The organism is Kribbella sp. NPDC054772, assembly GCF_053611945.1.
The window spans coordinates 369,765-392,608 of the sequence record NZ_JBSHBJ010000002.1; the positions used below are offsets into that span (position 1 = coordinate 369,765).

General features: G+C 69.6%; 22 protein-coding genes. 8 read left to right on the forward strand and 14 right to left on the reverse strand.

The genetic code is table 11. The features are described 5' to 3' along the window. Window positions 1-544 precede the first annotated feature (544 nt). From ACWGID_RS04595 to mraZ, 3 genes are all read right to left on the reverse strand, one after another. A complete protein-coding gene (locus tag ACWGID_RS04595; RefSeq protein ID WP_452194396.1) occupies window positions 545-1,192 on the reverse strand; it encodes a hypothetical protein in 648 nt (215 codons plus the stop codon). Next, on the reverse strand, window positions 1,192-2,157 hold the full coding sequence (gene rsmH, locus ACWGID_RS04600; protein WP_452194398.1) for a 16S rRNA (cytosine(1402)-N(4))-methyltransferase RsmH: 966 nt from the start codon (window positions 2,155-2,157) through the stop codon (window positions 1,192-1,194). The genes ACWGID_RS04595 and rsmH overlap by 1 nt, the downstream gene beginning before the upstream one ends. Before the next feature lie 273 nt (window positions 2,158-2,430). Continuing rightward, the gene (mraZ, locus tag ACWGID_RS04605) at window positions 2,431-2,862 is read right to left on the reverse strand and encodes a division/cell wall cluster transcriptional repressor MraZ (protein ID WP_452194399.1); all 432 of its coding nucleotides are present in this window, start codon (window positions 2,860-2,862) and stop codon (window positions 2,431-2,433) included. A 598-nt stretch (window positions 2,863-3,460) separates the two neighbouring features. Between mraZ and ACWGID_RS04610 the strand changes: the two genes are divergently transcribed. The 3 genes from ACWGID_RS04610 to ACWGID_RS04620 are packed head-to-tail and all read left to right on the forward strand — an operon-like array spanning window position 3,461 to window position 8,049. Next, on the forward strand, window positions 3,461-4,399 hold the full coding sequence (locus ACWGID_RS04610; protein WP_452194696.1) for an AAA family ATPase: 939 nt from the start codon (window positions 3,461-3,463) through the stop codon (window positions 4,397-4,399). Between the two features lie 3 nt (window positions 4,400-4,402). Then, complete coding sequence (locus ACWGID_RS04615; protein WP_452194401.1) at window positions 4,403-5,689, forward strand: DUF58 domain-containing protein; 1,287 nt, start codon at window positions 4,403-4,405, stop codon at window positions 5,687-5,689. Window positions 5,690-5,730: 41 nt separating this feature from the next. Continuing rightward, window positions 5,731-8,049, forward strand: coding sequence for a transglutaminase family protein (locus ACWGID_RS04620; RefSeq protein ID WP_452194402.1), 2,319 nt, complete (start codon window positions 5,731-5,733; stop codon window positions 8,047-8,049). Window positions 8,050-8,120: 71 nt separating this feature from the next. Here the strand turns inward: ACWGID_RS04620 and ACWGID_RS04625 are convergent, their stop codons facing one another. Both ACWGID_RS04625 and ACWGID_RS04630 read right to left on the reverse strand, forming a co-directional pair. Continuing rightward, window positions 8,121-8,522 (reverse strand): DUF3040 domain-containing protein, encoded by a 402-nt coding sequence (locus ACWGID_RS04625; RefSeq protein ID WP_452194404.1) that lies wholly within the window; start codon window positions 8,520-8,522, stop codon window positions 8,121-8,123. 248 nt (window positions 8,523-8,770) lie between these two features. After that, complete coding sequence (locus ACWGID_RS04630; protein ID WP_452194406.1) at window positions 8,771-9,517, reverse strand: class I SAM-dependent methyltransferase; 747 nt, start codon at window positions 9,515-9,517, stop codon at window positions 8,771-8,773. Between the two features lie 209 nt (window positions 9,518-9,726). Here ACWGID_RS04630 and ACWGID_RS04635 point away from each other — a divergent pair, with 209 nt between their 5' ends. Next, a complete protein-coding gene (locus ACWGID_RS04635) occupies window positions 9,727-10,086 on the forward strand; it encodes a cupin domain-containing protein (protein ID WP_452194407.1) in 360 nt (119 codons plus the stop codon). Between the two features lie 45 nt (window positions 10,087-10,131). On the opposite strand, the gene ACWGID_RS04640 is transcribed toward ACWGID_RS04635, so the two are convergent. The 8 genes from ACWGID_RS04640 to ACWGID_RS04675 all read right to left on the reverse strand — a co-directional run bounded on the left by ACWGID_RS04640 (window position 10,132) and on the right by ACWGID_RS04675 (window position 16,452). After that, window positions 10,132-11,343, reverse strand: a complete 1,212-nt coding sequence (locus ACWGID_RS04640) for a DUF480 domain-containing protein (RefSeq protein WP_452194409.1) — start codon at window positions 11,341-11,343, stop codon at window positions 10,132-10,134. A 73-nt stretch (window positions 11,344-11,416) separates the two neighbouring features. Further along, on the reverse strand, window positions 11,417-11,665 hold the full coding sequence (locus ACWGID_RS04645) for a hypothetical protein (protein ID WP_452194410.1): 249 nt from the start codon (window positions 11,663-11,665) through the stop codon (window positions 11,417-11,419). Window positions 11,666-11,706: 41 nt separating this feature from the next. Further along, window positions 11,707-12,180 carry an SAV_6107 family HEPN domain-containing protein gene (locus tag ACWGID_RS04650; RefSeq protein ID WP_452194412.1) on the reverse strand — a complete coding sequence of 158 codons (474 nt, stop codon included), beginning with the start codon at window positions 12,178-12,180 and terminating at the stop codon, window positions 11,707-11,709. Continuing rightward, window positions 12,177-12,380, reverse strand: coding sequence for a hypothetical protein (locus ACWGID_RS04655; RefSeq protein WP_452194414.1), 204 nt, complete (start codon window positions 12,378-12,380; stop codon window positions 12,177-12,179). Before ACWGID_RS04655 ends, ACWGID_RS04650 begins: the two co-directional genes overlap by 4 nt. A gap of 44 nt (window positions 12,381-12,424) precedes the next feature. After that, window positions 12,425-13,570, reverse strand: a complete 1,146-nt coding sequence (gene dnaJ, locus ACWGID_RS04660; protein ID WP_452194415.1) for a molecular chaperone DnaJ — start codon at window positions 13,568-13,570, stop codon at window positions 12,425-12,427. Between the two features lie 25 nt (window positions 13,571-13,595). After that, on the reverse strand, window positions 13,596-14,618 hold the full coding sequence (hrcA, locus tag ACWGID_RS04665; RefSeq protein ID WP_452194417.1) for a heat-inducible transcriptional repressor HrcA: 1,023 nt from the start codon (window positions 14,616-14,618) through the stop codon (window positions 13,596-13,598). A gap of 104 nt (window positions 14,619-14,722) precedes the next feature. Continuing rightward, window positions 14,723-15,826 carry a Gfo/Idh/MocA family protein gene (locus tag ACWGID_RS04670; protein ID WP_452194419.1) on the reverse strand — a complete coding sequence of 368 codons (1,104 nt, stop codon included), beginning with the start codon at window positions 15,824-15,826 and terminating at the stop codon, window positions 14,723-14,725. Then, window positions 15,811-16,452: a ThuA domain-containing protein gene (locus tag ACWGID_RS04675; RefSeq protein WP_452194421.1), complete on the reverse strand. Its 642-nt coding sequence runs from the start codon at window positions 16,450-16,452 to the stop codon at window positions 15,811-15,813. Before ACWGID_RS04675 ends, ACWGID_RS04670 begins: the two co-directional genes overlap by 16 nt. Window positions 16,453-16,544: 92 nt before the next feature. Between ACWGID_RS04675 and ACWGID_RS04680 the strand changes: the two genes are divergently transcribed. From ACWGID_RS04680 to ACWGID_RS04695, 4 genes are all read left to right on the forward strand, one after another. Beyond that, window positions 16,545-16,931, forward strand: a complete 387-nt coding sequence (locus ACWGID_RS04680; RefSeq protein ID WP_452194422.1) for an EF-Tu/IF-2/RF-3 family GTPase — start codon at window positions 16,545-16,547, stop codon at window positions 16,929-16,931. A 21-nt stretch (window positions 16,932-16,952) separates the two neighbouring features. After that, window positions 16,953-17,723, forward strand: a complete 771-nt coding sequence (locus tag ACWGID_RS04685) for an MBL fold metallo-hydrolase (RefSeq protein WP_452194423.1) — start codon at window positions 16,953-16,955, stop codon at window positions 17,721-17,723. A gap of 93 nt (window positions 17,724-17,816) precedes the next feature. Further along, a complete protein-coding gene (locus ACWGID_RS04690; protein WP_452194425.1) occupies window positions 17,817-19,352 on the forward strand; it encodes an NCS1 family nucleobase:cation symporter-1 in 1,536 nt (511 codons plus the stop codon). A gap of 9 nt (window positions 19,353-19,361) precedes the next feature. Next, the gene (locus ACWGID_RS04695) at window positions 19,362-20,186 is read left to right on the forward strand and encodes a DUF3097 domain-containing protein (RefSeq protein ID WP_452194427.1); all 825 of its coding nucleotides are present in this window, start codon (window positions 19,362-19,364) and stop codon (window positions 20,184-20,186) included. Here ACWGID_RS04695 and ACWGID_RS04700 read toward each other — a convergent pair. Beyond that, entirely contained in the window at window positions 20,161-22,755 is a 2,595-nt protein-coding gene (locus ACWGID_RS04700) for a DUF3376 domain-containing protein (protein ID WP_452194429.1), read from the reverse strand. The genes ACWGID_RS04695 and ACWGID_RS04700 overlap by 26 nt on opposite strands. Between the last annotated feature and the right edge of the window lie 89 nt (window positions 22,756-22,844).

The window sequence follows — 22,844 nt, forward strand, 5'->3', positions numbered from 1 at the left end:
GCCGCCGCTACGACCACTGCCCCCTGCACCGCGAGCACTCCCGCTCCGAGCACTAGCGCTTCCGGTACTGCGAGCACTCCCGCTTCCCGTGCTGCGGGGGGTCCCACTGCCGGTGCTGCGAGCCGTGCCGCCGGTTGCGCGGGTACGGCCGCCGGACTCTGCCCTCGGCGCCCGCTGGTCTCCCGCGCGACCGCGAGCCTCGTCCACCCGCCGCTGACCCGCACGCTTCTCACCCGCGCGAGCCCGGTCGTTGTCCGCGCGCTTGTCGCCGGTACGGGCGCGGCTCTCGTCGGATCGCTTGCGCGGCGCTGGCGTGCTGCCGTTCGCCCGGTCCTGGGACCCCGGACGGCGGGCAGTGCCGTTCTCCTCCTGCGCCTTGCGGAGCAGCCGGTCCCGGGTCGACTCGGCGCGCTGCGGGGTGTTGCGGGCACTGTCCGTAGTGGACGGACGACGGGGCTGAGCCTTGCGCGGCGGCGGGTTCCCCCGGCCAGATCCGGTGCCACGATCGCGTGGCGGCTCGTTTCCCCGTCGGTCCGTCATCCGATCATCCCCGTGTGGTCGTGGCGGGCGGCTTCGTCGTCGTGGCCAGCGGCTTCGTCGTACCCGCCGTCGGCTTCGTAGTGCCTGCGTTCGGCTTCGTGGTGCCGGTCGTCGGCTTCGTGGTCGTCGCCGGCGGTTTCACCGTGCCGGTGGTCGGCTTCACCACCGGCGGCTTGACCACCGCGGGCGGCTTGGCGGTCGCGGTCCCGGTCGGCGTTCCCGGCCCGAACATCGCCGTACCGGCTCCGGCCTTGCCTTCGGCCGGTACGCCGAGCACGCGCCCGTCGGACAGCCGCAGGAACACCGGGTTCGGGTTCGGCACCATGCCCATCCGCAGCGCGCGGTCGGACAGGTTCTGCGGCGACTCCAGCGTGCGGACCTGCTTCTCCAGCTGCTCCTGCTGGTCGCGCAGCTGATCGGCCTGGTTGCTCAGCTTGGTGATCGCGAACGTCCCGCTCTGCAGCTCCGTGTTCAGCAGCAGCAGACCGACGAGGCCGGCGGCCAGCAGCGACACCACGAAGATGACGAACGGCATCCGCGGCGGCCGGAACGGCGCGCCGTAGACCACCCGCAGCCGGGGCTCCGCCTTCTTGGCGGTCTTGGTGGTGACCGGCGTGACCCGCGCTTTCTGCGGGCTGAAGACAGTACTCATCAGGCCACCAGTCCTTTCTCCCGGATCCGTTCGGCCGCGCGGACCCGGGCTGAGGCGGCCCGCGGGTTCGCCGCGACCTCGTCCTCGGTCGGTCGCTCGGCCCCGCGGGTCAGCAGCTTCAGGTACGGTTCGTGCCCCGCCGGGATGACCGGCAGGTCGTCGGGTACGTCGGTCTTCGTGGCGGCCGCGAACACCTGCTTGGTGATCCGGTCCTCGAGCGAGTGGTAGCTCATCACCACGATCCGGCCGTGCAACGCCAGCGCACCGAGGGCGGCCGGCAGCGCGCGACGCAGTACCTGGAGCTCGCCGTTCACCTCGATCCGGAGCGCCTGGAAGGTGCGCTTCGCCGGGTGTCCCCCGGTCCTCCGGGCCGCCTGCGGGATCGCGTTCCGGACCAGTTCGCTCAGCCGTGCGCTGTTCGTGAACGGTTCGATCTCGCGCTCGCGGACGATCCGGTCGGCGATCCGGCGGGCGAACTTCTCCTCGCCGTACTGGAACAGGATGCGGGCCAGGTCGGCCGCGCTGTAGGTGTTCACGATGTCCGCGGCCGTGGTCGGTCCGGTCGAGTCCATCCGCATGTCCAGCGGCGCGTCCTGGGAATAGGCGAAACCACGCTCGGCCTCGTCCAGCTGCATCGAGGAGACGCCCAGGTCGAACAGGATCCCGTCGATCGCCGGTACGCCGAGGTCCGCGAGCGCCCGCGGCAGCTCGTCGTACACCGCGTGCACGAGCGTCAGCCGGTCCGCGTACGGCGCCAGCCGCTCGCCGGCCAGCCGCAGTGCGGCCGGGTCGCGGTCGAAGCCGATCAGCCGGACCTCGGGGAACTCCCGCAGGAACGCCTCGGAATGACCGCCGAGGCCGAGGGTGGCGTCGACGAGGACGGCACCGGGACGCGCGAGCGCCGGTGCCAGCAGCGCGACCACGCGCTCCAGCATCACCGGCACATGCCGATCCGCAGCGTCCATCTCGACCCTTCCCGTCGCCGCGGGAGGCGACCCTGCCCCCGCAGGTCTTGTGTGTGCTGTCCCGGCGTCGCGGTGCCCGGACAGGTGGTACGTGAACGGGTGCGGATCTTCAGACAGCACCGTCCGGTCAGATCGCGGGTACGCCTTCCGGGGAAGTACCTGCTGGTCTTGGCGCCGGGGAAGTGACGCCAACACTCCAGGTCGGAAGTCGGACCCGTGATCTCACCGGACGGTTCGGTGTGTTCGGCCCTCGCACACTGTTCAGCTGGTTGCTCAGAAGATGCCTGGCAGTACTTCCTCGGAGAGGTCGGCGAACGCCTGCTCCTGCTCCGCGGAGTACCGGTTCCAGTTCTCCGTGTTCCAGATCTCCACCCGATTCATCGCCCCGATGACGACGCAGTCGCGATTCAGTGATGCGTAATCGCGCAGCATCGGCGGGATGGTGACCCTGCCCTGCTTGTCCGGCATCTCGTTGGAGGCACCGGCGAACAACATCCGTAGGTAGTCCCGCGCACCCTTGTTGGTGATCGGAGCCTGCTTCAACTGCTCGGTCAGCTGGACGAACTCACGCTCCGGCCACACGGACAGCGATCGCTCCTGTCCACGCGTGATCACCAGACCGTCGGCCAGCTCGTCCCGGAACTTCGCCGGAAGAAACAGTCGCCCCTTGTCGTCGAGCTTGGGGAAGTGCGTTCCGAGGAACACGCTCCACCTCCCCGTTGCGGACCTTCCGACTCAGGCGAGAGATTCCACCACTTCAGTTCCACTGCGCTCCACCTTACTCCACTTTCCACCACCGTCAACCAACTTCCGCCCCATTACGCCCCCGCGCCGCCTGAATCCGCCGCTCGATTCCTGCGTGTCGCTGCCGGCTCAACCGTCGGCGTACGGCGCCTGCGGAGCGTGCCGTCGGCGCTGTGGAGCGTGGTGGAGGGCACTGGTGGTGCGAAGTGGAGGACGCTGTGGAGCAAAAGGGAGGAAGGGGTGGAGGAAAGTGGAGGAGCCCGCGACCCGATCGGTGAACCTTTGTCTTGGTTCGACCGTGAACCAGGCAGGCGTTTGGAGCGTCGTACGCCCCGCGCACACCTTTGGCCACCCGTACGCTTGGAGGGACGACTTACCGACCCCGCCGTGAGGGCGTGCGCCGATGGACATCGAATCGCCAGGTAACGAAACTCCCGCCGCTCTAGGTCCGACCCCTACAGCGGGTGACAATGTGGCGGCAGTCAACGAATGGGGAGGACTCAGAGTGAGCACCACCGCGACCAGCTCGCCGCTGGCAGGGGCCGGGGACTTCGACGAGCTGTCCGAGGTGGCGGGCCGGGTCCGCCGCGCCATGGAGCAGGTGATCGAGGGGAAGAGCGACGTTGTCGAGGTCGCCGTCACCGTGCTGCTGGCCGAGGGCCACCTGTTGATCGAGGACGTTCCGGGCGTCGGGAAGACGATGCTGGCCAAGGCGCTGGCGAAGTCGATCGACTGCAGCGTGCGACGGATCCAGTTCACGCCGGACCTGCTGCCGTCGGACATCACCGGCGTCTCGGTCTTCAACCAGGAGATCCGCGACTTCGAGTTCAAGCCCGGCGCGGTGTTCGCGAACATCGTCGTCGGGGACGAGATCAACCGGGCCTCGCCGAAGACCCAGGCCGCGCTGCTGGAGTCGATGGAGGAGCGACAGGTCACCGTCGACACCACGACGTACCAGCTCGAGGCGCCGTTCATGGTGATCGCGACGCAGAACCCGATCGAGATGGAAGGCACCTACCCGCTGCCCGAGGCGCAGCGCGACCGGTTCATGGCCCGGGTCTCGATGGGCTACCCGGAACCGGCCGCCGAGCTGCGGATGCTGGACGGGCACGCGGCCGACGACCCGCTGCTGACCCTGCAGCCGGTGACCGACGGGCAGCAGATCCTCCGCCTGGTGAAGACCGTGCAGTCCGTGCACGTGTCGGAGTCGGTGAAGGAGTACGCCGTCGCTCTGGTCGGTGCGACGCGGCGTTCGCAGGAGCTGCGCCTCGGCGCCAGCCCGCGCTCCACGCTGCACCTGATCCGGGCGGCCCGCGCGGCCGCGGCGCTCGACTCCCGGGAGTTCGTGCTGCCGGACGACATCCAGGAGCTCGCGGTTCCGGTGCTCGCGCACCGCGTACTGCCGGCGGCTGAGGCGCATCTCGGTGGGCGCGGTGCAGCCGACATCATCTCCGGGCTGGTGTCCAACGTGGCCCTCCCCCGCACGCGTCGGGACTGAGCCATGCGGCACGCACTGCGCGGACTGACCACCAGGGGGCGGGCGTTCGTCGCGGCCGGTCTGACGGCTTCGCTGTGTGCACTGTTGCTCGGCCAGAAGGACCTGCTGCGGGTCGGCATCCTGCTGGCCGCGCTGCCGGTCGTGGCGGCCCTCGTCGTCGGCCGGACCAGGCTGCGTCTGCAGGTACGCCGTAGCCTCGCGCCGGACCAGGTCCCGGTCGGGACCCAGTCGACGGTCGAGCTGACCCTGAGCAACCAGGGCCGGATGCCCGCGGGGTTGCTGCTGCTCGAGGACCGCATTCCTTATGTATTAGGGCACCGGCCACGGTTCGTCGTCGACCGGGTCAGCCCGAACTGGCGCCGTACCGTCACCTATCCGGTGAAGAGCGACGTCCGGGGGCTGTTCCAGGTCGGGCCGTTGATGCTGACCGTCGCCGACCCGTTCGGGTTGGTGGAGACCAGCCGGACGTTCACCCGGAGCCAGCACCTGCTGGTCACGCCCCGGGTCTTCAAGCTGCCGGAGATCCGGCTGGGTGCGGACCGGGCCGGCTCGGGCGAGAACCGGCCGCGGGCGATCGCGGCGGCCGGCGAGGAGGACGCGACGGTCCGCGAGTACCGCGACGGCGACGACCTGCGCCGGGTGCACTGGCGGTCGACGGCACGCCGCGGCGAGCTGATGGTGCGGCGCGAGGAGCAGCCCTGGCAGAGCCGCTGCGCGCTGTTCCTGGACGCGCGGACGATCTCGCACCACGGGCACGGGCCGTCGTCGAGCCTGGAGTGGGCGGTCAGCGCGATCGCCTCGATCGGCATCGACCGGGTACGCCGCGGCTACGTCACCACGATGCTCGGTGGGCCGACCACGCTGTCGGCGATCACGCATCGCTCGTCAACGGCGGTGCACCAGCCACTGACCCAGCAGCAGTTGCTGACCGAGTGCGCGACCGTCGAGGAGCACAAGTACGCCGAGATCGGTCCGCTGCTGACCGTCGACCGGCACGCGCAGGAGCCGAGTCTGGTGATCGCGGTGGTCGGCGCGTGCAGCTCCGACGACGTCACGGCGCTCAACCGGTGGCGGACCAGCCAGGCGACCGGAGTCGCGCTGCTGCTGGACGCCGCGAGCTGGGCGGTCGGCGTCGAGGCAACCGAGAAGGCCGCGCGCCTTTCCGCAGCCACGGACGCCACCGAGAACGAACTCCTCCGCAACGGCTGGCGCGTAGCCAGAGTCCGCCGCGGTGACCATCTACCAACTGTCTGGTCCACCCTCGGCCTACGAAGCGGACGGATCGCATGACCGGTCACGCCAGGATTTCCATCGCCGCTTGGGGAGCGACCGTGCTTGGGTCGCTCGTCCTGACGCCGGTGTTCTCCGGGCCGTTCCTGTTCATCAGTGCGTTCCTGTGCGCGCTGATGACGGGCATCGGGGTCCTGTTGCAGAACCTGCGCACCCCGCGGATCGTCGTACCGATCGTCCAGCTGCTGGTGCTGGTCGAGTTGCTGTCGCTGTTCTTCCTGCACGGGACGATGAAGTTCGGGCTGTTCCCGGTGAAGGCGACCGCGATCGAGTTCAACGCACAGATGGTCGACGCGATGGACTCCATCAATCGATTCAGTGCGCCGCTGCCGCAGGATTCGCATCTGACGCTGTTCGCGGTGTCGGTGATCACCGCCACCGGGTTCCTGATCCACGTCATCGCCGTACAGCTGCGGCAGGCCGCCTGGTCGGGGCTGCTGCTCCTGATCATGTACACGGTGCCGGCCGCGACCGTGCACGGCGGGCTGCCCGCGTTGCTGTTCATCCCGCCCGCGGTCGGCTACATCGTGCTGCTGTCCGCCGAGGGCCGAAGCCGGCTGAGCCGCTGGGGCCGCCGGATCTCCGGCGTCTCGCACCTCGACGCGGCCGAGCCCGTCGAGGCGTCGGCGCTCGGACAGGCCGGGCGCCGAATCGGGCTGAGCGTGGTCGCGATCGCCGCGCTGCTGCCCGCGTTGCTGCCCGCGCTGCCGGAAGGTGTCATCGGCAACGGTCTGGCCGGCGGCAACGGCAACGGCAACGGACTCGGCGCCTCGATCTCGTCGACCGACCCGATGCTCGACATGGGCAAGAACCTGAAGCGCGGTGCCAACGACATCGCCCTCACCTACAAGGGCGGGCCGGCCGGCGGCAGCTACCTCCGACTGACCGCACTCGATCTGTTCGACGGCAACACCTGGCGGATCGCGCCGCGGTCCGCCGGCCACAAGATCACCGGCGACCTGACGCCGCCGCCCGGCTACACCGGCGACCTCTCGAAGGTCGCGCAGAGCACGATGGAGATCAACGTCACCAGGGACTTCCGGTCGCAGTTCGCCCCGGTCCCCTACCCGGTGCACTCGATCTCCCTGAAGCGCGAGTGGCAGTACGACGCCGGCGCACTGGACGTGGTCTCGACGAACGGCTCGATCGTCGCCGGCAAGAAGTACAAGGTCACGTCGTACGACCTGCAGCCGACGCCGGAGCAGCTGCACGACTCGATCACCACCGGCGGACCGGATCAGTACACGCTGGTCGTGCCGCGGCAGACGCCGACCGACATCAAGCAGAAGACGTACGAGATCACCGCCGCCGCCGCGGACAACAAGTTCGAGGCGGCCGTCCTGATCCAGAACTGGTTCCGCAGCAGCGGCGGCTTCACCTACAGCACCGAGAACGCCAAGGGCAGCGGGATGGCCGCGCTCGAGGACTTCCTGCTGAAGAACAAGACGGGGTACTGCGAGCAGTTCGCCACCGGGATGGCCCTGATGGCCCGGATCATCGGGATCCCGTCCCGGGTCGGCATCGGGTTCCTGCCCGGACAGGCCGGCAAGGACGGCGAGTTCACGGTCCGGATGCACGACATGCACGCCTGGCCGGAGCTGTACTTCCAGGGCATCGGCTGGGTGCGGTTCGAGCCGACGCCGTCCGCCCGGGTCGCGAGCACGCCGAACTGGACCGTCGCTGCCGGTCCAGACCCGACCAGCCCGACCACCGCGCCGACCGCCGTGGCGACCACTCCGGGCAGCCAGCAGACGCCGGGCATCGACAAGCCCCGGCACGACCCCAACCTCCCGGACTCGAGCGGTGCCCCGGTCGTTGCACCGGGCAACTGGTTCACCAAGGGTGGCGGGCAGGCGATCGCCGGTACGTTCGCCGTACTGCTGGTGCTCTGTATCCCGTGGCTGATCCGGACACTGACCCGGCGGAAACGGTTCATGCGGCCGCCCGGGCGGGAAGCGGCCGAGGGGCTGTGGGCGGAGGTCCGGGACACCTCGCGGGACCTGGGCCTCGATTGGTCCGACATCTCGACACCGCGGCAGACCGGTCAGTGGCTGATGACGAAGCTCCCCGAGGAGACGCATCCCGCTGCCCGCCGCCTGGCCCGCGGCATCGAGGCCCTGCGGTACGCCGGTGACGCCGATCCCGAACTGGACCTGCGCGACGACGCGGCCGCCGTACGTGCGGCTTTGTGGTCGCGGGCAGCGGCGCGGCGACGCTGGCGGGCACGGCTGTTGCCGCCGTCGTGGCGCTGGTACCTGAGCCGCGGCACCACTGAGGCCTCCGACCTGCTCGATGAGTTCGACCTGCTGCTGGCGCGGCTCCGCTCCGGCATCCTGCCGAAGCGCCGGCACGCCAACTGAGTACACAAACGACCACACCCGTCCCACCAGGGCACGGGTGTGGTCGAAGTCTCAGGCTGCGCTCAGACGGGTTAGAGATCCTCGTCGCGGCGACGGCGCCAGCGGTCTTCCATCCGCTCCATGAAGGAGCCGGACGAATCGTGCTTGGTCCGGTGCCGCTTGGTCGGCGGCGGCGGGGGGATGTCGTCGGCCTCCCCCGCGTTGCTGATCCGCTTCATGCTCAGCGCCGCGATGTACAGGCACGCAACCATCATCACGAAGCCGATGACTCCGATGATGGTGTTCGGGATGATCGCACCGGTCATCAGCACCGCGATGCCCAGCACGAATCCAACGCCGGCAAGCACTGCCCGCCGCTTGTAGTACAAGCGCACATTGGTCCCACGCATGGCGGAAACGAACTTCGGGTCTTCCGCAGCAAGGGCACGTTCGAGCTGCTCGAACTGGCGCTGCTCTTCTTCCGAGAGGGGCACCGTCGATCCCTCCATGATGAGCGCGATCTCGATAGGCCGCCTTCAGTCTAGGCCGCGCTTGGCCGACACGAAACCCTGACCGGCTGTCCAGCGCGTCACGGTCCGGCAACTGCCCCCGGAGGGCAGGTCCCAAACCGGTGTCTGTCGGCGTGTCGCTCACCGTCAGTTCGCAGCGTCCGCACCTCCCTCGTGGGACGCGTAGCTCAGCCGTCACCCTCCGTCAGGTACGTCGGGGACGGCGGCGCCCCTCAGCGCGTCGCAAGGATGTGCAGCTGCGTCGCCAGCGCACGGAAAGCAGGGTGCTGACTGGCCGCGCGTTCTAGCTCGGCCAGCGACTCCGCGGCGCCTGGCTCGGAGTCCACGAACGCGGACGGCACCAGGTCGGCGAACGTCCGTACGCCGTGCACGGTGTGCACCATGAACCCGGCATCGGCCAGCTGCGCGGTGATCCCGGCCTCGTCGAACCGCCGCGGCATCGGGTCGGTCGCACCCCACCGGCCGTCCGGGTCCTGCAGCGCGATCCGCGCCTCGGCCAGGTGACCGGCCAGCGCCCGCGCCAGCACCACCGCGTTGCGCTGGGCAACCAGGAGGCTCAGTACGCCGCCTTCGCGCAGTACCGAGGCCATCGCCTGCAGTGCCTGCACCGGGTCGTCGACGACCTCGAGAACCCCGTGGCACAGTACGGCGTCCGCGCTCGACTCCCCCGCCAGCCCGGGAAGCTCGCCGGCATCACCCTGGACACCGCGGACCAGCTCACTCACGCCTTCGTCGCGGGCCCGGCGCTCCAGGGAGGCGAGTGCGTCCGGGCTCGGGTCGACCACGGTCACCCGGTGCCCTTCGACCGCGAGCGGAACCGCGAACCCGCCGGTCCCACCGCCGAGGTCGACGATGTCCAGCCCGGCACCCGGATCGGTCCGGCCGCGTCCCGCCAGCGCAACGCGCAGCGCCTCTCCCACCAACGCGGTCCGCACGCTCCGCCGTCGCCGATCCACCATCAACCCTCCTGCCGATCCAGCATCACCGCCCCACCGCGCCACACCCTACTTCCACTCCCACCCCGCCCCGCTCATTGCATCCGATCGGCCGCTCCGGCGGAGCCCGTTAGCGGACCATAAGCGCCTGACAGTTCCTGGGGTCTGTCGCCGACGTGGCGAGCGCGTCACCGTGGGAGGTGAGGGGAGAGCCGATCACCAGGGAGGGGATCATGGCCATCTTCAGCAAGTCCTTCACCGAGCCGGACGAGCAACGCCGGCCGGACAAAGCGAGCGTCGACGTCGTCAAGCTGCCGGGGGCCAGCGTCGCGCGGATCACTTTTCAACCCGGCTGGCGCTGGTCGGAGTCCATCCGTCCCGTCGTCGGAGGTGACACCTGTCAGCTCCGCCATGTCGGGACACTGCTCTCCGGAGAGATGGAGGTTGTCCACGACGACGGCACCAAGGCACGTCTCGTGGCGGGTACCGCCTACGTCATCGAACCAGGGCACGATGCCTGGGTCGTCGGTGAGGAGCCAGTGATCGGTCTGGAATTCGAGTCGACCGCGGCGGAGACGTACGCCAAGGCCTGATCCGAGCGCCAGCCTGCGCCGCCCACCCGGCGGACGTGCGGTCGGTCAGGACGGGGTGCGGGCGACGACGTACAGGCGGCGGGTGGTTTCGGCGCGGGCGGTGATCGGGCCGCGCAGGTACCACTCGACGTCGGTCAGCCCGGCCGCTTCGACGGCGGCGACAACCTGGTTCGGGTCGTAGAGCACGTAGTCCAGGCTCACCTCATGCCCGAGAAGTTCCTCGACGTGCCGCACCTCCGCCCCGGCGTGAAGCGCGAGGACCAGCCACCCACCGGGGTCGAGCGGCCGGGTCAGCGCCCCGATCGCCTCGGGAAGCTCGGACGCCGCCAAATGGATGAGCGAGTACCAACCAAGAACCGCCGCCCAGCCCGAGCTGGCGGGCGGCCGCCAGAGCCGACGCAGGTCCCCGACCTCGAAGCTGTGCTCTGGGAACCGGCGGCGCGCCTCGGCCACCATCTCAGGTGACAAGTCGATGCCGGTGGCATCAGCACCACCCTCAGCCAGATACGCCGTGATGTGGCCAGGCCCCGAGCCGACCTCCACCACCGGGCGGCCGTTGGCGTGGGCAATCACCCGGTCGAGCAACCAACGTTCGAATGGCAGCCCGTCGAGCTCGTCAAGCAGCTCATCCGCGTACGTCGTCGCAACCGCGTCGTACGCCGCCCGCACCCGCGCGTCACGTGCTTCGACGCCGTCGGAGATCACCGTGTCGCGATCGACGGCCTCGACGGCGACGACCGCCTCCTCGTCGGGCACCGGGCCGAGGAGGTGGATCCAGCGGCGGTCGTGCTGGCCGGCGCGACGTTCGAGCTCACGAACCAGCGGCTCGGGACGGGCGGCCATCCGGCGCAGGCAGTCCTCGACGTCGGTCCGCTCGTCGAACTTGTGCAGCCGCTCGGTCCGCGTCCGCAGTTCGCCGGGAGCCTGCGCGCCACGGAGCAGCAGCACGGTGATGAGCGCCCGCTCGTCCTCCTCGAGACCGAGCTTCTCGTCGAGGATCTGGTGGTACTTCAACGTCCGTCGGCCAGTGTCGACCCAGACGATCCGCAGCAGGTCCCGATCGCGCAGCGACCGGGACACCCGCTCGACGGTCCCCTGGTCGTAGTCGACGACCGGCTCCCGATTGCTCGTCTGGTTGCAGGCGGTCCGCAACGCGTTGGCCGTCAACGGGTACGACGCCGGCACCGTCGACTGCTTCTCCAGCAAGCTCCCGAGGACCCGCTGGTCCTCGGCATCCAGAACAGGGAGATCGCTCACCCGTCCGACCTTAAGGGCTCACCCGGCCGACGTGAGCAAAAGCCCCGGCTGCTACTCAGGACACTAGGTCCGGTCAGCCGGGCTGGTAGGTCTCCGGGAGCGTCAGTGGCTCGAACGCGGTGCCGTTGCAGGACGGGCAGAGCGCGTCGTCGACCAGGCCGGAGCCCGAGCAGCGCGTGCACAGCCCGTCGTGCCAGGCCTCGCCGGACAGGGAGTGGTGAGGACGTGGGTAGTGGGTGTCCGGTAGGTAGCACTCGGCGCCGGTGAGGGCGTGCACACGAGCACACAGGTCCTTGCCGAGCCCTCTCGATGGTTCGCTCACGGTCGGGATCTCCTCAGTGCTGGTGTTTCACTGCTGGTGATTCAGCTGGCTTGCATCCACGGTTGCGTCAGGACGGACTGCGGGTCGGTGGTGGCGGTGAGCACCGGGCTGGTGGACAGCCGCAGGCTCGCCTCCACCTGGTTGTAGAACGTATCGACGGCGCGGATCAGGTCGTCCGCCTCGCGGGTGGTGACGGCGCGCTCCAGGCCGGCTTCGGCCGCGGCACGCTGCCCGGCGCCGGCGGCGAAGAACGTCGCCCACTCGCCGAACTCCGGCGCGACCTCGGCGAGCAGCACCCAGGCGTTGCGCTGCACCCGACGGCGGCTGCTCGAGCGGACCGGGCGAGCCCGGACCGCGAGCACCGCGGCCGCGACCCGGAGCGCCGCGACATGCGCGCTCGAGTAGCGGATCAGGTGGTCGCTCGTCTCCGTCGCCTCGGCCAGGGCGGCGCGGGCACGGGACAGCTCGCGGCTGGCCGCACCGGCCGCGGCCGGCGATACCGGTGAAACAGTCATCGGTCGGTCACCCTCTCCAGTTGCCAACGACCCGAGTCCGGGTCGTGGGCCAGATCGAACAGCTCCTGGCGGCCGTGCCGGCCGCAGCCTGCTTCCACCCGGAACACCGCGCGCTCCGGCCCCCATTCCGCGTCCAGTACCCCGACCGCCGCCGGGCTCGCACCCGCAGCTACGTGGCCGACCGGCACTGAGGCCGACACCGAGGCAGCGGAGGGAAGCGGGGGGGGGGGGGGGGGGAGCGGGGTTAGTGCGCGCCGAAGGCGTCGCGGAGGCGGCCGAAGACGCCCTTGTGGGTGGCCTGGACCTGGCCCTGCGGACGCTCCTCGTCGCGGGCGACGGCGAGTTGCCGGAGCAGCTCGGCCTGGTCGTCGTCGAGCTTCGTCGGCGTCTCCACGATCACCTGCACGATCAGGTCGCCGCGCCCCGCGTGCCGCAGCCGCGGTACGCCGCGCGCGGTCAGCGTGACCGCGGTGCCGGACTGCGTGCCGGGGCGGATCTCCAGCGGGGTCGTCTCGCCCTCGAGGGTCGGCAGGTCGATCGTCGTACCGAGCGCGGCGGCCGTCATCGGCAGCGTGACCGTGCAGTGCAGGTCGTCGCCGTTGCGGGTGAAGATCTCGTGCGGCTCGACCTCGATCTCGACGTACAGGTCGCCGGCCGGACCGCCGCCGGGACCGACCTCGCCCTGACCGGACAGCTGCACCCGGGTGCCGCTGTCGACGCCGCCGGGGATCTTGACCGTGACGGTACGCCGGGAGCGGACGCGACCGTCGCCGGAGCACTCGACGCACGGGTTCGGGATCGTGGTGCCGTAGCCGCGGCAGTTCGGGCACGGGCGCATCGTCCGCACCTCGCCGAGGAACGACCGCTGCGTGTGGGTCACCTCGCCGCGCCCGTGGCAGATCTCGCAGGTCACCGGTTCGGAGCCGGCCGCCGCGCCGGATCCGCTACAGGTCGGGCAGAGGACGGCGGTGTCGACCTTGAGCTCGCGGGTGGTCCCGAAGGCCGCCTCGGCGAGATCGATCCGGAGCGGGATCAGCGCGTCCTGGCCGCGCCGGGTCCGCGGCCGCGGCCCGCGGGTGGCCCCGCCGGTCTGGCCGAAGAACGCGTCCATGATGTCGGTGAAGGTGAACGCCTGGCCGAAGCCCTGACCACCCGGCCCACCGGCCCCGGCGGTCGCGAACGGGTCGCCGCCGAGGTCGTGCATCTGCCGCTTCTGCGGGTCGCTGAGCACCTGGAAGGCGCGGCCGATCTCCTGGAACTTCTGGTGCGCGTCCTCGGAGTCGTTCACGTCCGGGTGGTACTGGCGCGCCAGTTTGCGGTACGCCTTCTTGATCTCGTCCGGTGACGCGTCGCGGCTGACACCTAGGACGGCGTAGTAATCGGTGCTCATACTCCAGACCAGTGGTTGTTGTCGTTTAGGAGTCGGCCAGGATCTGGCTGACGTAGCGCGCGACGGCGCGCACGGCGCCCATCGTGCTCGGGTAGTCCATATGGGTCGGGCCGACGATGCCGAGGGTGGCCAGCGCCTCCGACTTCGACCCGTATCCGGTCGCGACCACCGAGGTGGTGGCGAGCTCCTCGAACGGGTTCTCGTGGCCGATCCGGACCGTCAGGGTCTGCGGATTGGTGGCCTCACCGAGCAGTTTGAGCAGGATGACGTGCTCCTCCAGCGCCTCCAGCACCGGCTTGACGTTGCGCTCGAAGTCGTCGCCGTACCGGGTCAGGTTGGCGGCGCCGCCGACCGCGATCCGCTGCTCGCCGACCTCGTCGGTGAACGCCTCGAGCAGCGTGGTGACGATCGACGCGACCAGCGACCGGTCGGCCGGAGCGAACAGCTCCGGGACCCCGGCCAGGGATGTGGTCGCATCGGTCAGGCGCTGGCCGGCCAGCACCGTGTTCAGCCGGGACCGCAGGTCCGCGATCAGCTGCTCCTCGACGTCGTGCGGGTGCTCGACGAGGCGCTGCTCGACGCGGCCGTTGCTGGTGATCAGCACCAGCAGCAACCGCCGCGGGGTCATCGTGACGACCTCGATGTGCCGGACACTCGACCGGTTCAGCGAGGGGTACTGCACGACGGCGACCTGGCGGGTGATCTGCGCGAGCAGCCGGACCGTCCGCCGGACGACGTCGTCCAGGTCGACCGCACCGGCCAGGAACGACGTGATCGCCTTCTTCTCGGCGACCGACAGCGTCTTGACCGTGCTGAGCTTGTCCACGAACAGCCGGTACCCAGCATCGGTCGGAATCCGCCCCGCGCTGGTGTGCGGCTGGGTGATGTACCCCTCCTCCTCCAGCGCGGCCATGTCGTTACGCACAGTGGCCGGGGAGACTCCGAGGTTGTGACGATCCACGAGCGTCTTCGAACCGACCGGCTCGTGGGTCGCCACGTAGTCCTCGACGATGGCGCGGAGCACATCGAGCTTGCGTTCGTCCAGCACGCGCGCACACCCTCTCTCGATCGACACTGGCACTCGAAAGTTCCGAGTGCCAGTCTACCGAGCCGTAGGAGCTCGCACTGACGCGTGGCGGCGTGGGGCGGGTCTCAGGCGGTCTCGGGGGACGCCCCCAACGGTACGGCGGCCGGACGCTCGACCGTACTCGCGACGTCCACGGGCTGGTCCTGGACCGCCGCCTCGAGCAACGACTCGAGTACGTCGAGCACGTGGTACGCCAACGCTCCGTCAGCGCGATGCGGCTCACCGTTACGGAGGGCCCGGGCCATGTCCGCGACGCCGACGCCGCGGCCCGCTCCGGCGTACCCACCGGCGACCGGGACCTCGGTCCAGTCACGCTGCGCGGCCGTCGCGATCTCGACGGTGCCGTCGAAACCGTTCGGGTCCGGCACCGACAGGCTCCCCTCGGTCCCGTGGATCTCGATCCGCGGCAGCCGGGCCGCCCAGACGTCGAAGGACATCAGTACGGTCGTCAGCGCACCGGACTCGTGCTCCAGTACGCCGGTGACGTGCGTCGGCACCTCCACCGGGAACTTGGTGCCGGCCCGCGGACCCGAGTGGATCTCGCGCTCCTGCTTCGACTGGCCGGCCCGTGCGGTGACCCGACGTACCGGACCGAGCAGGGTGACCAGGCTGGTCACGTAGTACGGCCCCATGTCGAGCACCGGGCCGCCACCGGGCTGGTAGTAGAACTCCGGCGCCGGGTGCCACAGCTCGTGGCCGGGAGTGGTGAAGGCAGCAAAGGCTGCATGCGGTACGCCGATGTCGCCACGGTCGATCACTGCTCGGGCGGTCTGGGTACCGGTGCCGAGCACGGTGTCCGGTGCGCAGCCGACCCGGAGGTTGTTCGCGGCGGCGTACTTGAGCAGCGGCTCGGCCTCGGTGCGGTCGACGGCGAGCGGCTTCTCGCCGTACACGTGCTTGCCGGCTTCCATCGCGGCCTGGTGCACCGGGGCGTGCGCGGCCGGGATGGTCAGGTTGAGGACGATCTCGACGTCGTCGGCGGCGTACAACTCGGTCGGCGACAGCGCGCGGATGCTCGGGAACTTGTCGGCGATCGCCTGGGCGCGGGAGACGTCCAGGTCGGCGACCGCGACCACGTCGACGCCAGGGAGCTTGCCCAGGTGGTCGAGGTACGTGCCGGAGATGACACCGGTGCCGACGATGCCGATGTTGGTCACTTGCTCGCCCACAGCAGCCCCCGCTCGATGATGGTGCGAACCTCGGGCGTCTCCAGGTCGTCCAGCTTGTGGCCGACGGTGCAGACGAAGACCTTGCCCTCGCCCCAGGTGCGGGTCCAGATGGCCGGCATCACGGCACCCTCGATCCACGGGTAGTCCGGGTGCGCCTCGAACGTCGTGGTGGCGAGGACGTTGTTGGTCGGGTCGGCGTGCACGTAGTACTGCTCGGTGTGTACGTCGAAGTGCTTGATGCCCTCGACGATCGGGTGATCGGCGACCACGTCGACCCGGTAGTCGTTGAAACCGTGCGGGTGCGAGATGAACTGCCCGCCGGTGATGAAGCTGTAGTCGGAGTTCTTCCGGAACGAGTCGACGATGCCGCCGTGCCAGCCGGCGAACCCGGTGCCGCGGCGGATCGCGGCCTCCAGGCCCTTGAAGTGCTCGGGCTCGATGTCGCTCATCGTCACGCACTGCAGCACCAGGTCGACGCCGTCCAGGTCCAGGTACGCCGCGGTGCTGTCGGAGACGGTGACGTCGTAACCGCTCTCCTTCAGGAAGGGGATGAACAGGTCGGTCGCCTCGACCGGGGAGTGACCTTCCCAGCCACCCCTGACCACCACAGCACGTCGTGTCGTCACACCGGCCACCCTTCGAAAGTTTCGGAATTCCGTTCGGAACACTTGCGACTCTAGGTCCGCGGGAGAGCCTTGCCAACCACTACTCTCAAGGGATGGGCTGGAAGTTCTGGAAGCGGACGAACTCGATGGATCCGCAGGAGATGCTGGCGCGCGGGCACTCGCAGCCGAACAGCTTCCCGGAGCCACCGCGGCCGCAGGACACGTTGCCGGTTGGGGCGTTCGGGATGGCGGTCGAGGACGTGTTCTCGATCACCGGGCGCGGCACCGTCGTCACCGGGCGGGTGCAGGCCGGGACGGTGATGGTCGGCGAGCAGGTGCTGATCAGCCGCGCCGGGCAGCCGCTGCTGCAGGTCGAGGTGGCCGGTCTCGAGATGTTCCGCAAGATCGTGCAGACCGCGCAGCCCGGCGACAACGTCGGCGTACTGCTGCGCGGCGTCAAGCGGGACCAGGTCGCGAGGGGCGACGTACTGAGCAAGTAGCGCCCCAGTAGTGTCGGGGCCATGAGTACGTGGACGGAGCTCGGCGACCGCACTTGGGTCCGCCGGTACGACGAGTGGGACCTGAACGTCGGCCTGGTCGTCGGGTCGGACGGCGCCGTGGTGATCGACACCCGGGCCACCACCGAGGAGGCCGAGCAGCTCCGCGAGCACATTCGCGAGCTGACCGACGTACCGGTGAAGTTCGTCGTCAACACGCACGCGCACTTCGACCATGTGGTCGGCAACAGCGTGTTCACCGAGGCCGAGGTCTACCTGCACGAGAACGCGGCCGCCGAGGAGAACCTCGCGGGTACGACGTTCGCGGCGGCCAAGGTGATCGACCTCGGCGACCGCCGCGTCGAGCTGGTGCACGTCGGCAACGCGCACACCTCGGGCGACGCGGTCGTGGTCGTCCCCGACGTCGACGTGTTCTTCGTCGGTGACCTGCTCGAGGAGTCGGCGCCTCCGTCGTACGGCGCGGACTCGTTCCCGCTGGAGTGGCCGGACACGATCCAGGCGGTGGTCGGGATGATGCCGGCGGACGCGAAGATCGTCCCCGGGCACGGCGCCGTCGTGGACCTCGAGTTCGCTCACGACCAGGCGATCGAGCTGGGCAAGGTCGCCAACACGATCTCCACGTTGCACCACGCGGGCACCTCCCTCGACGACGCGCTGAAGCACACCGAGGACTGGCCGTGGCCGGTCGACAAACTCCAGGACGCGATCCGCCGCGGCTACCAGGTCCTCGGTACGCCGCAACGCCCGAGCCTCCCGCTCCTCGGCCCGAGCTGAGCCTGCGTTTCCCTAGTTGTCCGTTGACACGGACAACGGTCGTCGCGCAACTTGTTCGGAACGGACTTCGCCCAACCGGATGAGGTGGGACTTGTGGTCACGACCGAGCAGACCGTGCACTCCGACGGACGTGTCGAGCTAGCTGATCCCGAGGCCCTCGGCGGGAGTCCGTACGCCAACGCCGAGCTCGCTCCGACACGGTTGCCGGAGCGGACCTGGACGACGTACAACTATGCGGCGCTGTGGATGGGGATGGCGCACAACATCCCCAGCTACCTGCTCGCGGCCGGGCTGGTCGCGCTCGGGATGAACTGGCTGCAGGCGTTCCTGACCATCACGCTCGGGAACCTGATCGTGCTGGTCCCGCTGCTGCTGAACAGTCACGCGGGGACGAAGTACGGTATCCCGTTCCCGGTGTTCGCGCGGGCGTTCTACGGCGTCCGCGGCGCGAACTTCCCGGCGTTGCTGCGGGCATTCATCGCCTGCGGCTGGTTCGGGATCCAGACCTGGATCGGCGGCCAGGCGATCTACGTGATCGTCGGCGAACTCTTCGGCAAGGGCTGGACCGACGCGTCGGCGATCGGCGGGCACCCGTGGACGATGTGGCTCAGCTTCTTGTTCTTCTGGGCGCTGCAGATGGTTCTGATCTTCCGCGGCATCGAGGGCCTGCGCCGGTTCGAGAACTGGGCGGCGCCGCTGGTGACGGTCGCGTTCCTGGCGCTGATGGTGGCGGTCCTGGTGAAGGCCGGCGGGTTCGGGCCGATCCTGTCGCAGCCGTCGAAACTCGGCTGGGGCGCCGACTTCTGGAAGATCTTCCCGCCGGCGCTGATGGGCATGATCGCGTTCTGGGCGACGCTGTCGCTGAACATGCCGGACTTCACCCGGTTCGGGAAAGGCCAGCGGGCGCAGGTCTGGGGTCAGGTGATCGGCCTGCCGACCACGATGTCGTTCATCGCGCTGGTCTCGATCATCACCACCTCCGGCACTGTCGTGCTGTACGGCTCGGCGATCTGGGACCCGGTCGAGCTCACCCGCCGGTTCGAGAACCCGGTGGTCGTGACGATCGGCCTGATCATGGCGATCCTCGCAACGATGTCCTGCAACGTGGCGGCCAACGTCGTGAGTCCGTCGTACGACTTCGCGAACGCGTTGCCGCGCTGGCTGAACTTCAAGACCGCGGGACTGCTGACCGGCGTGATCGGCATCGTGATCCAGCCGTGGCGGCTGATCTCGGACCCGTCGATCTACATCTTCGTCTGGCTGTCCTTCTACGGCGGTCTGCTCGCATCCGTGGCCGGCGTCCTGATCGCGGGCTACTGGATGATCGACCGGACCAACCTGTTCCTGGCCGACCTCTACCGGCCGAACGGACGCTACTGGTACGCCGCCGGCTGGAACTGGCGCGGTGTCGTCGCGACCCTGCTCGGCTCGCTGCTCGCGGTCGGCGGCGCGTACTCGAACCCGGGCGCCGGCCCGTTCCCGACCGACGGCCTGATCCCGTTCCTCAAACCCCTGTACGACTATTCGTGGGCCGTCGGTCTCGTCGTCGGGTTCCTCACGTACCTCGTGCTCACACTCACCGCGCCGAGCCGACAGGCAACGGCCACGCATGCGGCTCCCACTTATTAACATTGCCTGGTGGCTGACAGGTATGGGAACGACGTACTCGCGGGCGACTGGCGGAAGCCGAAGAACGGGCGGACCGTCGAGGTCGAGATCGAGAAGGGCATGGTCGTCGAGGAGCCGAGCTCCGGGTTCGTCGGCGCGATCGTGCGCTGGGAGCACGGCGTGGTCGATCTCGAGGACCGGCACGGCAAGATCCGCACGTACCCGCTCGGTCCCGGGTTCTGGCTGGACGGCAAACCGGTCAGCCTGAAGCCGCCGAAGAAAGCCGGTCCGGCCAAGAAGACCCGGACAGCGTCCGGCTCGGTGGCCGTCGACAACGTCCGGGCGAAGGTCGCGCGGGCCAGCCGGATCTACGTCGAGGGCCGGCACGACGCCGAGCTGGTCGAGAAGGTCTGGGGCGACGACCTGCGGATCGAGGGTGTCGTCGTCGAATACCTCGAGGGTGTCGACGACCTGGTCCCGATCGTCAACCGGTTCCAGCCCGGTCCCGGCCGGCGGCTCGGCGTACTGGTGGACCACCTGGTCGAGGGCTCGAAGGAGTCGAAGATCGCGGCGCAGGTGAGCAACCCGTACGTGCTGGTGGTCGGGCACCCGTTCATCGACATCTGGGAGGCGGTCAAGCCGTCGGCGGTCGGGATCAAGGCCTGGCCGCGGATCCCGCACGGGCAGGACTGGAAGAAGGGCGTGCTGCAGGCGTTCGGCTGGCCGGCCACCGACCAGGCCGACGTGGCCGCGGCCTGGAAGCACATCCTGTCGAAGGTGAACAGCTTCGCGGATCTCGACCCGGCGCTGCTCGGCCGGGTCGAGGAGCTCATCGATTTCGTGACTCTGGACTGATCTCCGGCATCTGCTTCTCCAGCCACGCGCGGATTCGCCGGCGCGCCCGGCGTACGTACCAGGTGACCACGCCGAGTACGGCGCTCAGCGCGAGCACCGCACCGGCGAGGACGGCGGCCAGGACGCGGACCGAGTCGACGAGACCGGAGACGATCAGCAACGCTACGCCCACCGCAGCTGTTGCTGCGGGCAACCATGGCTCGAAGATCGGCGGCCGGTGTGCGGGACTCAGCTTCGCGCCGCGCACCAACCGCTCCCACATCGTCTGCCGGGCAGGCTCCGTGAACCAGCGAGCGGTCCGCAGCAGCCACGCTGTCGGCTTCTCCTTGCGGCCCGCGGATGCCTTCACCCAGTCGCCCACCTGCGGGCCGAGACCGCCCGAGACGTCGACCATCCGGTCCACGATGCCCTGGGTGATCGCCCGGCCTTCCGGCGACACGTTCAGCTCGTTCCGCATCGTCACCAGCGCGCCCATCCCGGCCTCGACCGGGAAGTCGCGCGCCAGCCGTTCGATCCGCTCGGCGACCGCGCCGAGCTCCCAGCCCTCGGCCTGCAGCACCTGACGCTGGGTCTCGCGGATCCAGTCGACGTCCGCGCCGAGCATCGAGCCGAGGTGCGCGACGCAGTGCAGCCGACCCATCAGCCAGTCCCACCGCCGCCAGTCCGCCGCGCCGAACGCGCCGAAGTGCCCGACCTGGCTGCCGTACAGGATCCGTTCGCTGAGCTGGTTCGCGATCGACCCCGCCTCCAGTTCATCGAGTACGGCGAGCGGGATGTCCGGGCCGAGTCGCAGGAACTGGAACGGTGCGCTGCGCTGCTCCGGCGTACGGGCCGACGTACAGCGGGACACGATCTCCACCTCGAGCGCGGTGTCGACGAGCTCCCGGCCGATCACCGCGACCAACTCGGCGAGCGCGTCGCCGAGGGCGCGCTGGATCTGCAACTGCTCGAAGATGTCGTTCAGCCCGACCGCGACCGCGTCCGCGCCACCGGCCGGCCGAAGATCCAGATGAGCCGCAGCCAGTTGTACGTCGAGAGCGTCGCGGACCGCCTGCACCTTCAGCAAGCAGTCACTCGCCGCAGATAGTTGCTTGTCGAGCGCCACCCGATCGTCGCTGGAAGCCGCACTGATCCGGAACCGCAGCGAGCGCAGGATCAAACGCACGACCCGCTCGGCCGCACCGGTCCCCCACAACCAGCTCGGATTGCCGTCGGCGTCGTCCCGCAACGCGGTCGTCGAACCATCCGGATCCGGAACCCACGGATGCTCGGTCGCGAGGATCTCGTCGATCTCCGTCTCCGACAGCGCGGTCGCCGCGTCCAGCACCGTCGACTGGTCGTGGCCGGCGATGGTCACCGCTTCCCACACCCCGCCGGCCGCCCTGCCACGCGAGTAGGCCGGCTGCAACGCCGTCGCGGCGGCCTTCAACCGGGCCCGCTCTTCAGGTTGCTGCAGGCAACGGTCGAAGAGCCGCTGGGTGTCCGACCAGGACGCGTCCGCCTCGAGCAGCAAGCGCTCCAGCAGTTCCACGTCGGAGCGGAAGTCCACCTCGCGCGGGAACTGCACCGCGGACAACGCCGCGACCCGCCAGCTCGGCTCCTTCGCCCCCGCCAGCGCGGTCGACGCGCGACCGATCCCGGCCGAGGGTACGACGTACAGCACGTATCGGGTCGCCTTGCCGTTCACCGGCCGCCGGGCGACCACGTCGAGCACCGGGCCGAACGGTGCGTTGTCGAGGACGCCGCCGTCCACCAGCCACGAGCCGGACTCCGCGGGACCCGGCTGGATCCGCGGCGGCTCCGCGGCGAGCTCCGGTGTCTCCAGCACCGGCCCGAACGCGGCCGGGAACGACGCCGACGCCCGCGCTGCCCGAGCGAGCAGTTCGGTGTCCTTCAGCCCGTTCTTGTCCTCGACCGTGAACGTCCGCGCCTTACCGTCGTACGTCGGCGCGTCCTCACTCGTGAAGCCGTACAGATACCGATGATCGGGTACGACGAACGCTTGCCCCGCCGCGTCCTTCGCCTCGAACTGCTGCACCCCGAGCCCGGACGCCGTCACGAACAGCGTCACCGGCTCCTCGGCGTCATTGTCGCCCGCGTCGGCCACATCTTTCAGCAGCTCCTCGACCTGCTGCAGGAAGTACTTGCCGTCCAGCACCGACGTCGACTTCACGCCCGCGGACGGGACCAGCTTGCCGACGTCGAGCGAGCCGAGGGCGACCCATTTCTGTCGCAGCCACGGGCCGTTGGCACCCTCGGCGCTGTGCGAGCCGTCGGGGTCGAGGGTCGAGCCGTTCGCGATCGCGGTGGCCAGCAGCGATCCGTTGAGGCCGCCCGCGCTCGTTCCCGCGATCACGTCGACGACCACCCGCCGCCGCTCCTCGCCGCGCCGGCACAACTCCCGCCAGCGGTCCGCGAGAACAGCGTCGTACGGCTGTGGACCGGGCGCCTCCGGGTCGCCGGAAGCCCGCCGGATCAGGTCCAGCTCGTGTGTCACTCCGCCCATCCAGACCGCCAGGCTGACGCCACCGTTCAGAACCAGCGCGATCCGGATCTCATGGTCGGTCATGAAGCCCCCCTTTCCTTCAGAAATACCACGCGTGTGACCTGAATCGACAGTTGTCGCAGCGGAGCGTGAACAAAAGGTTGTCGCGGTCT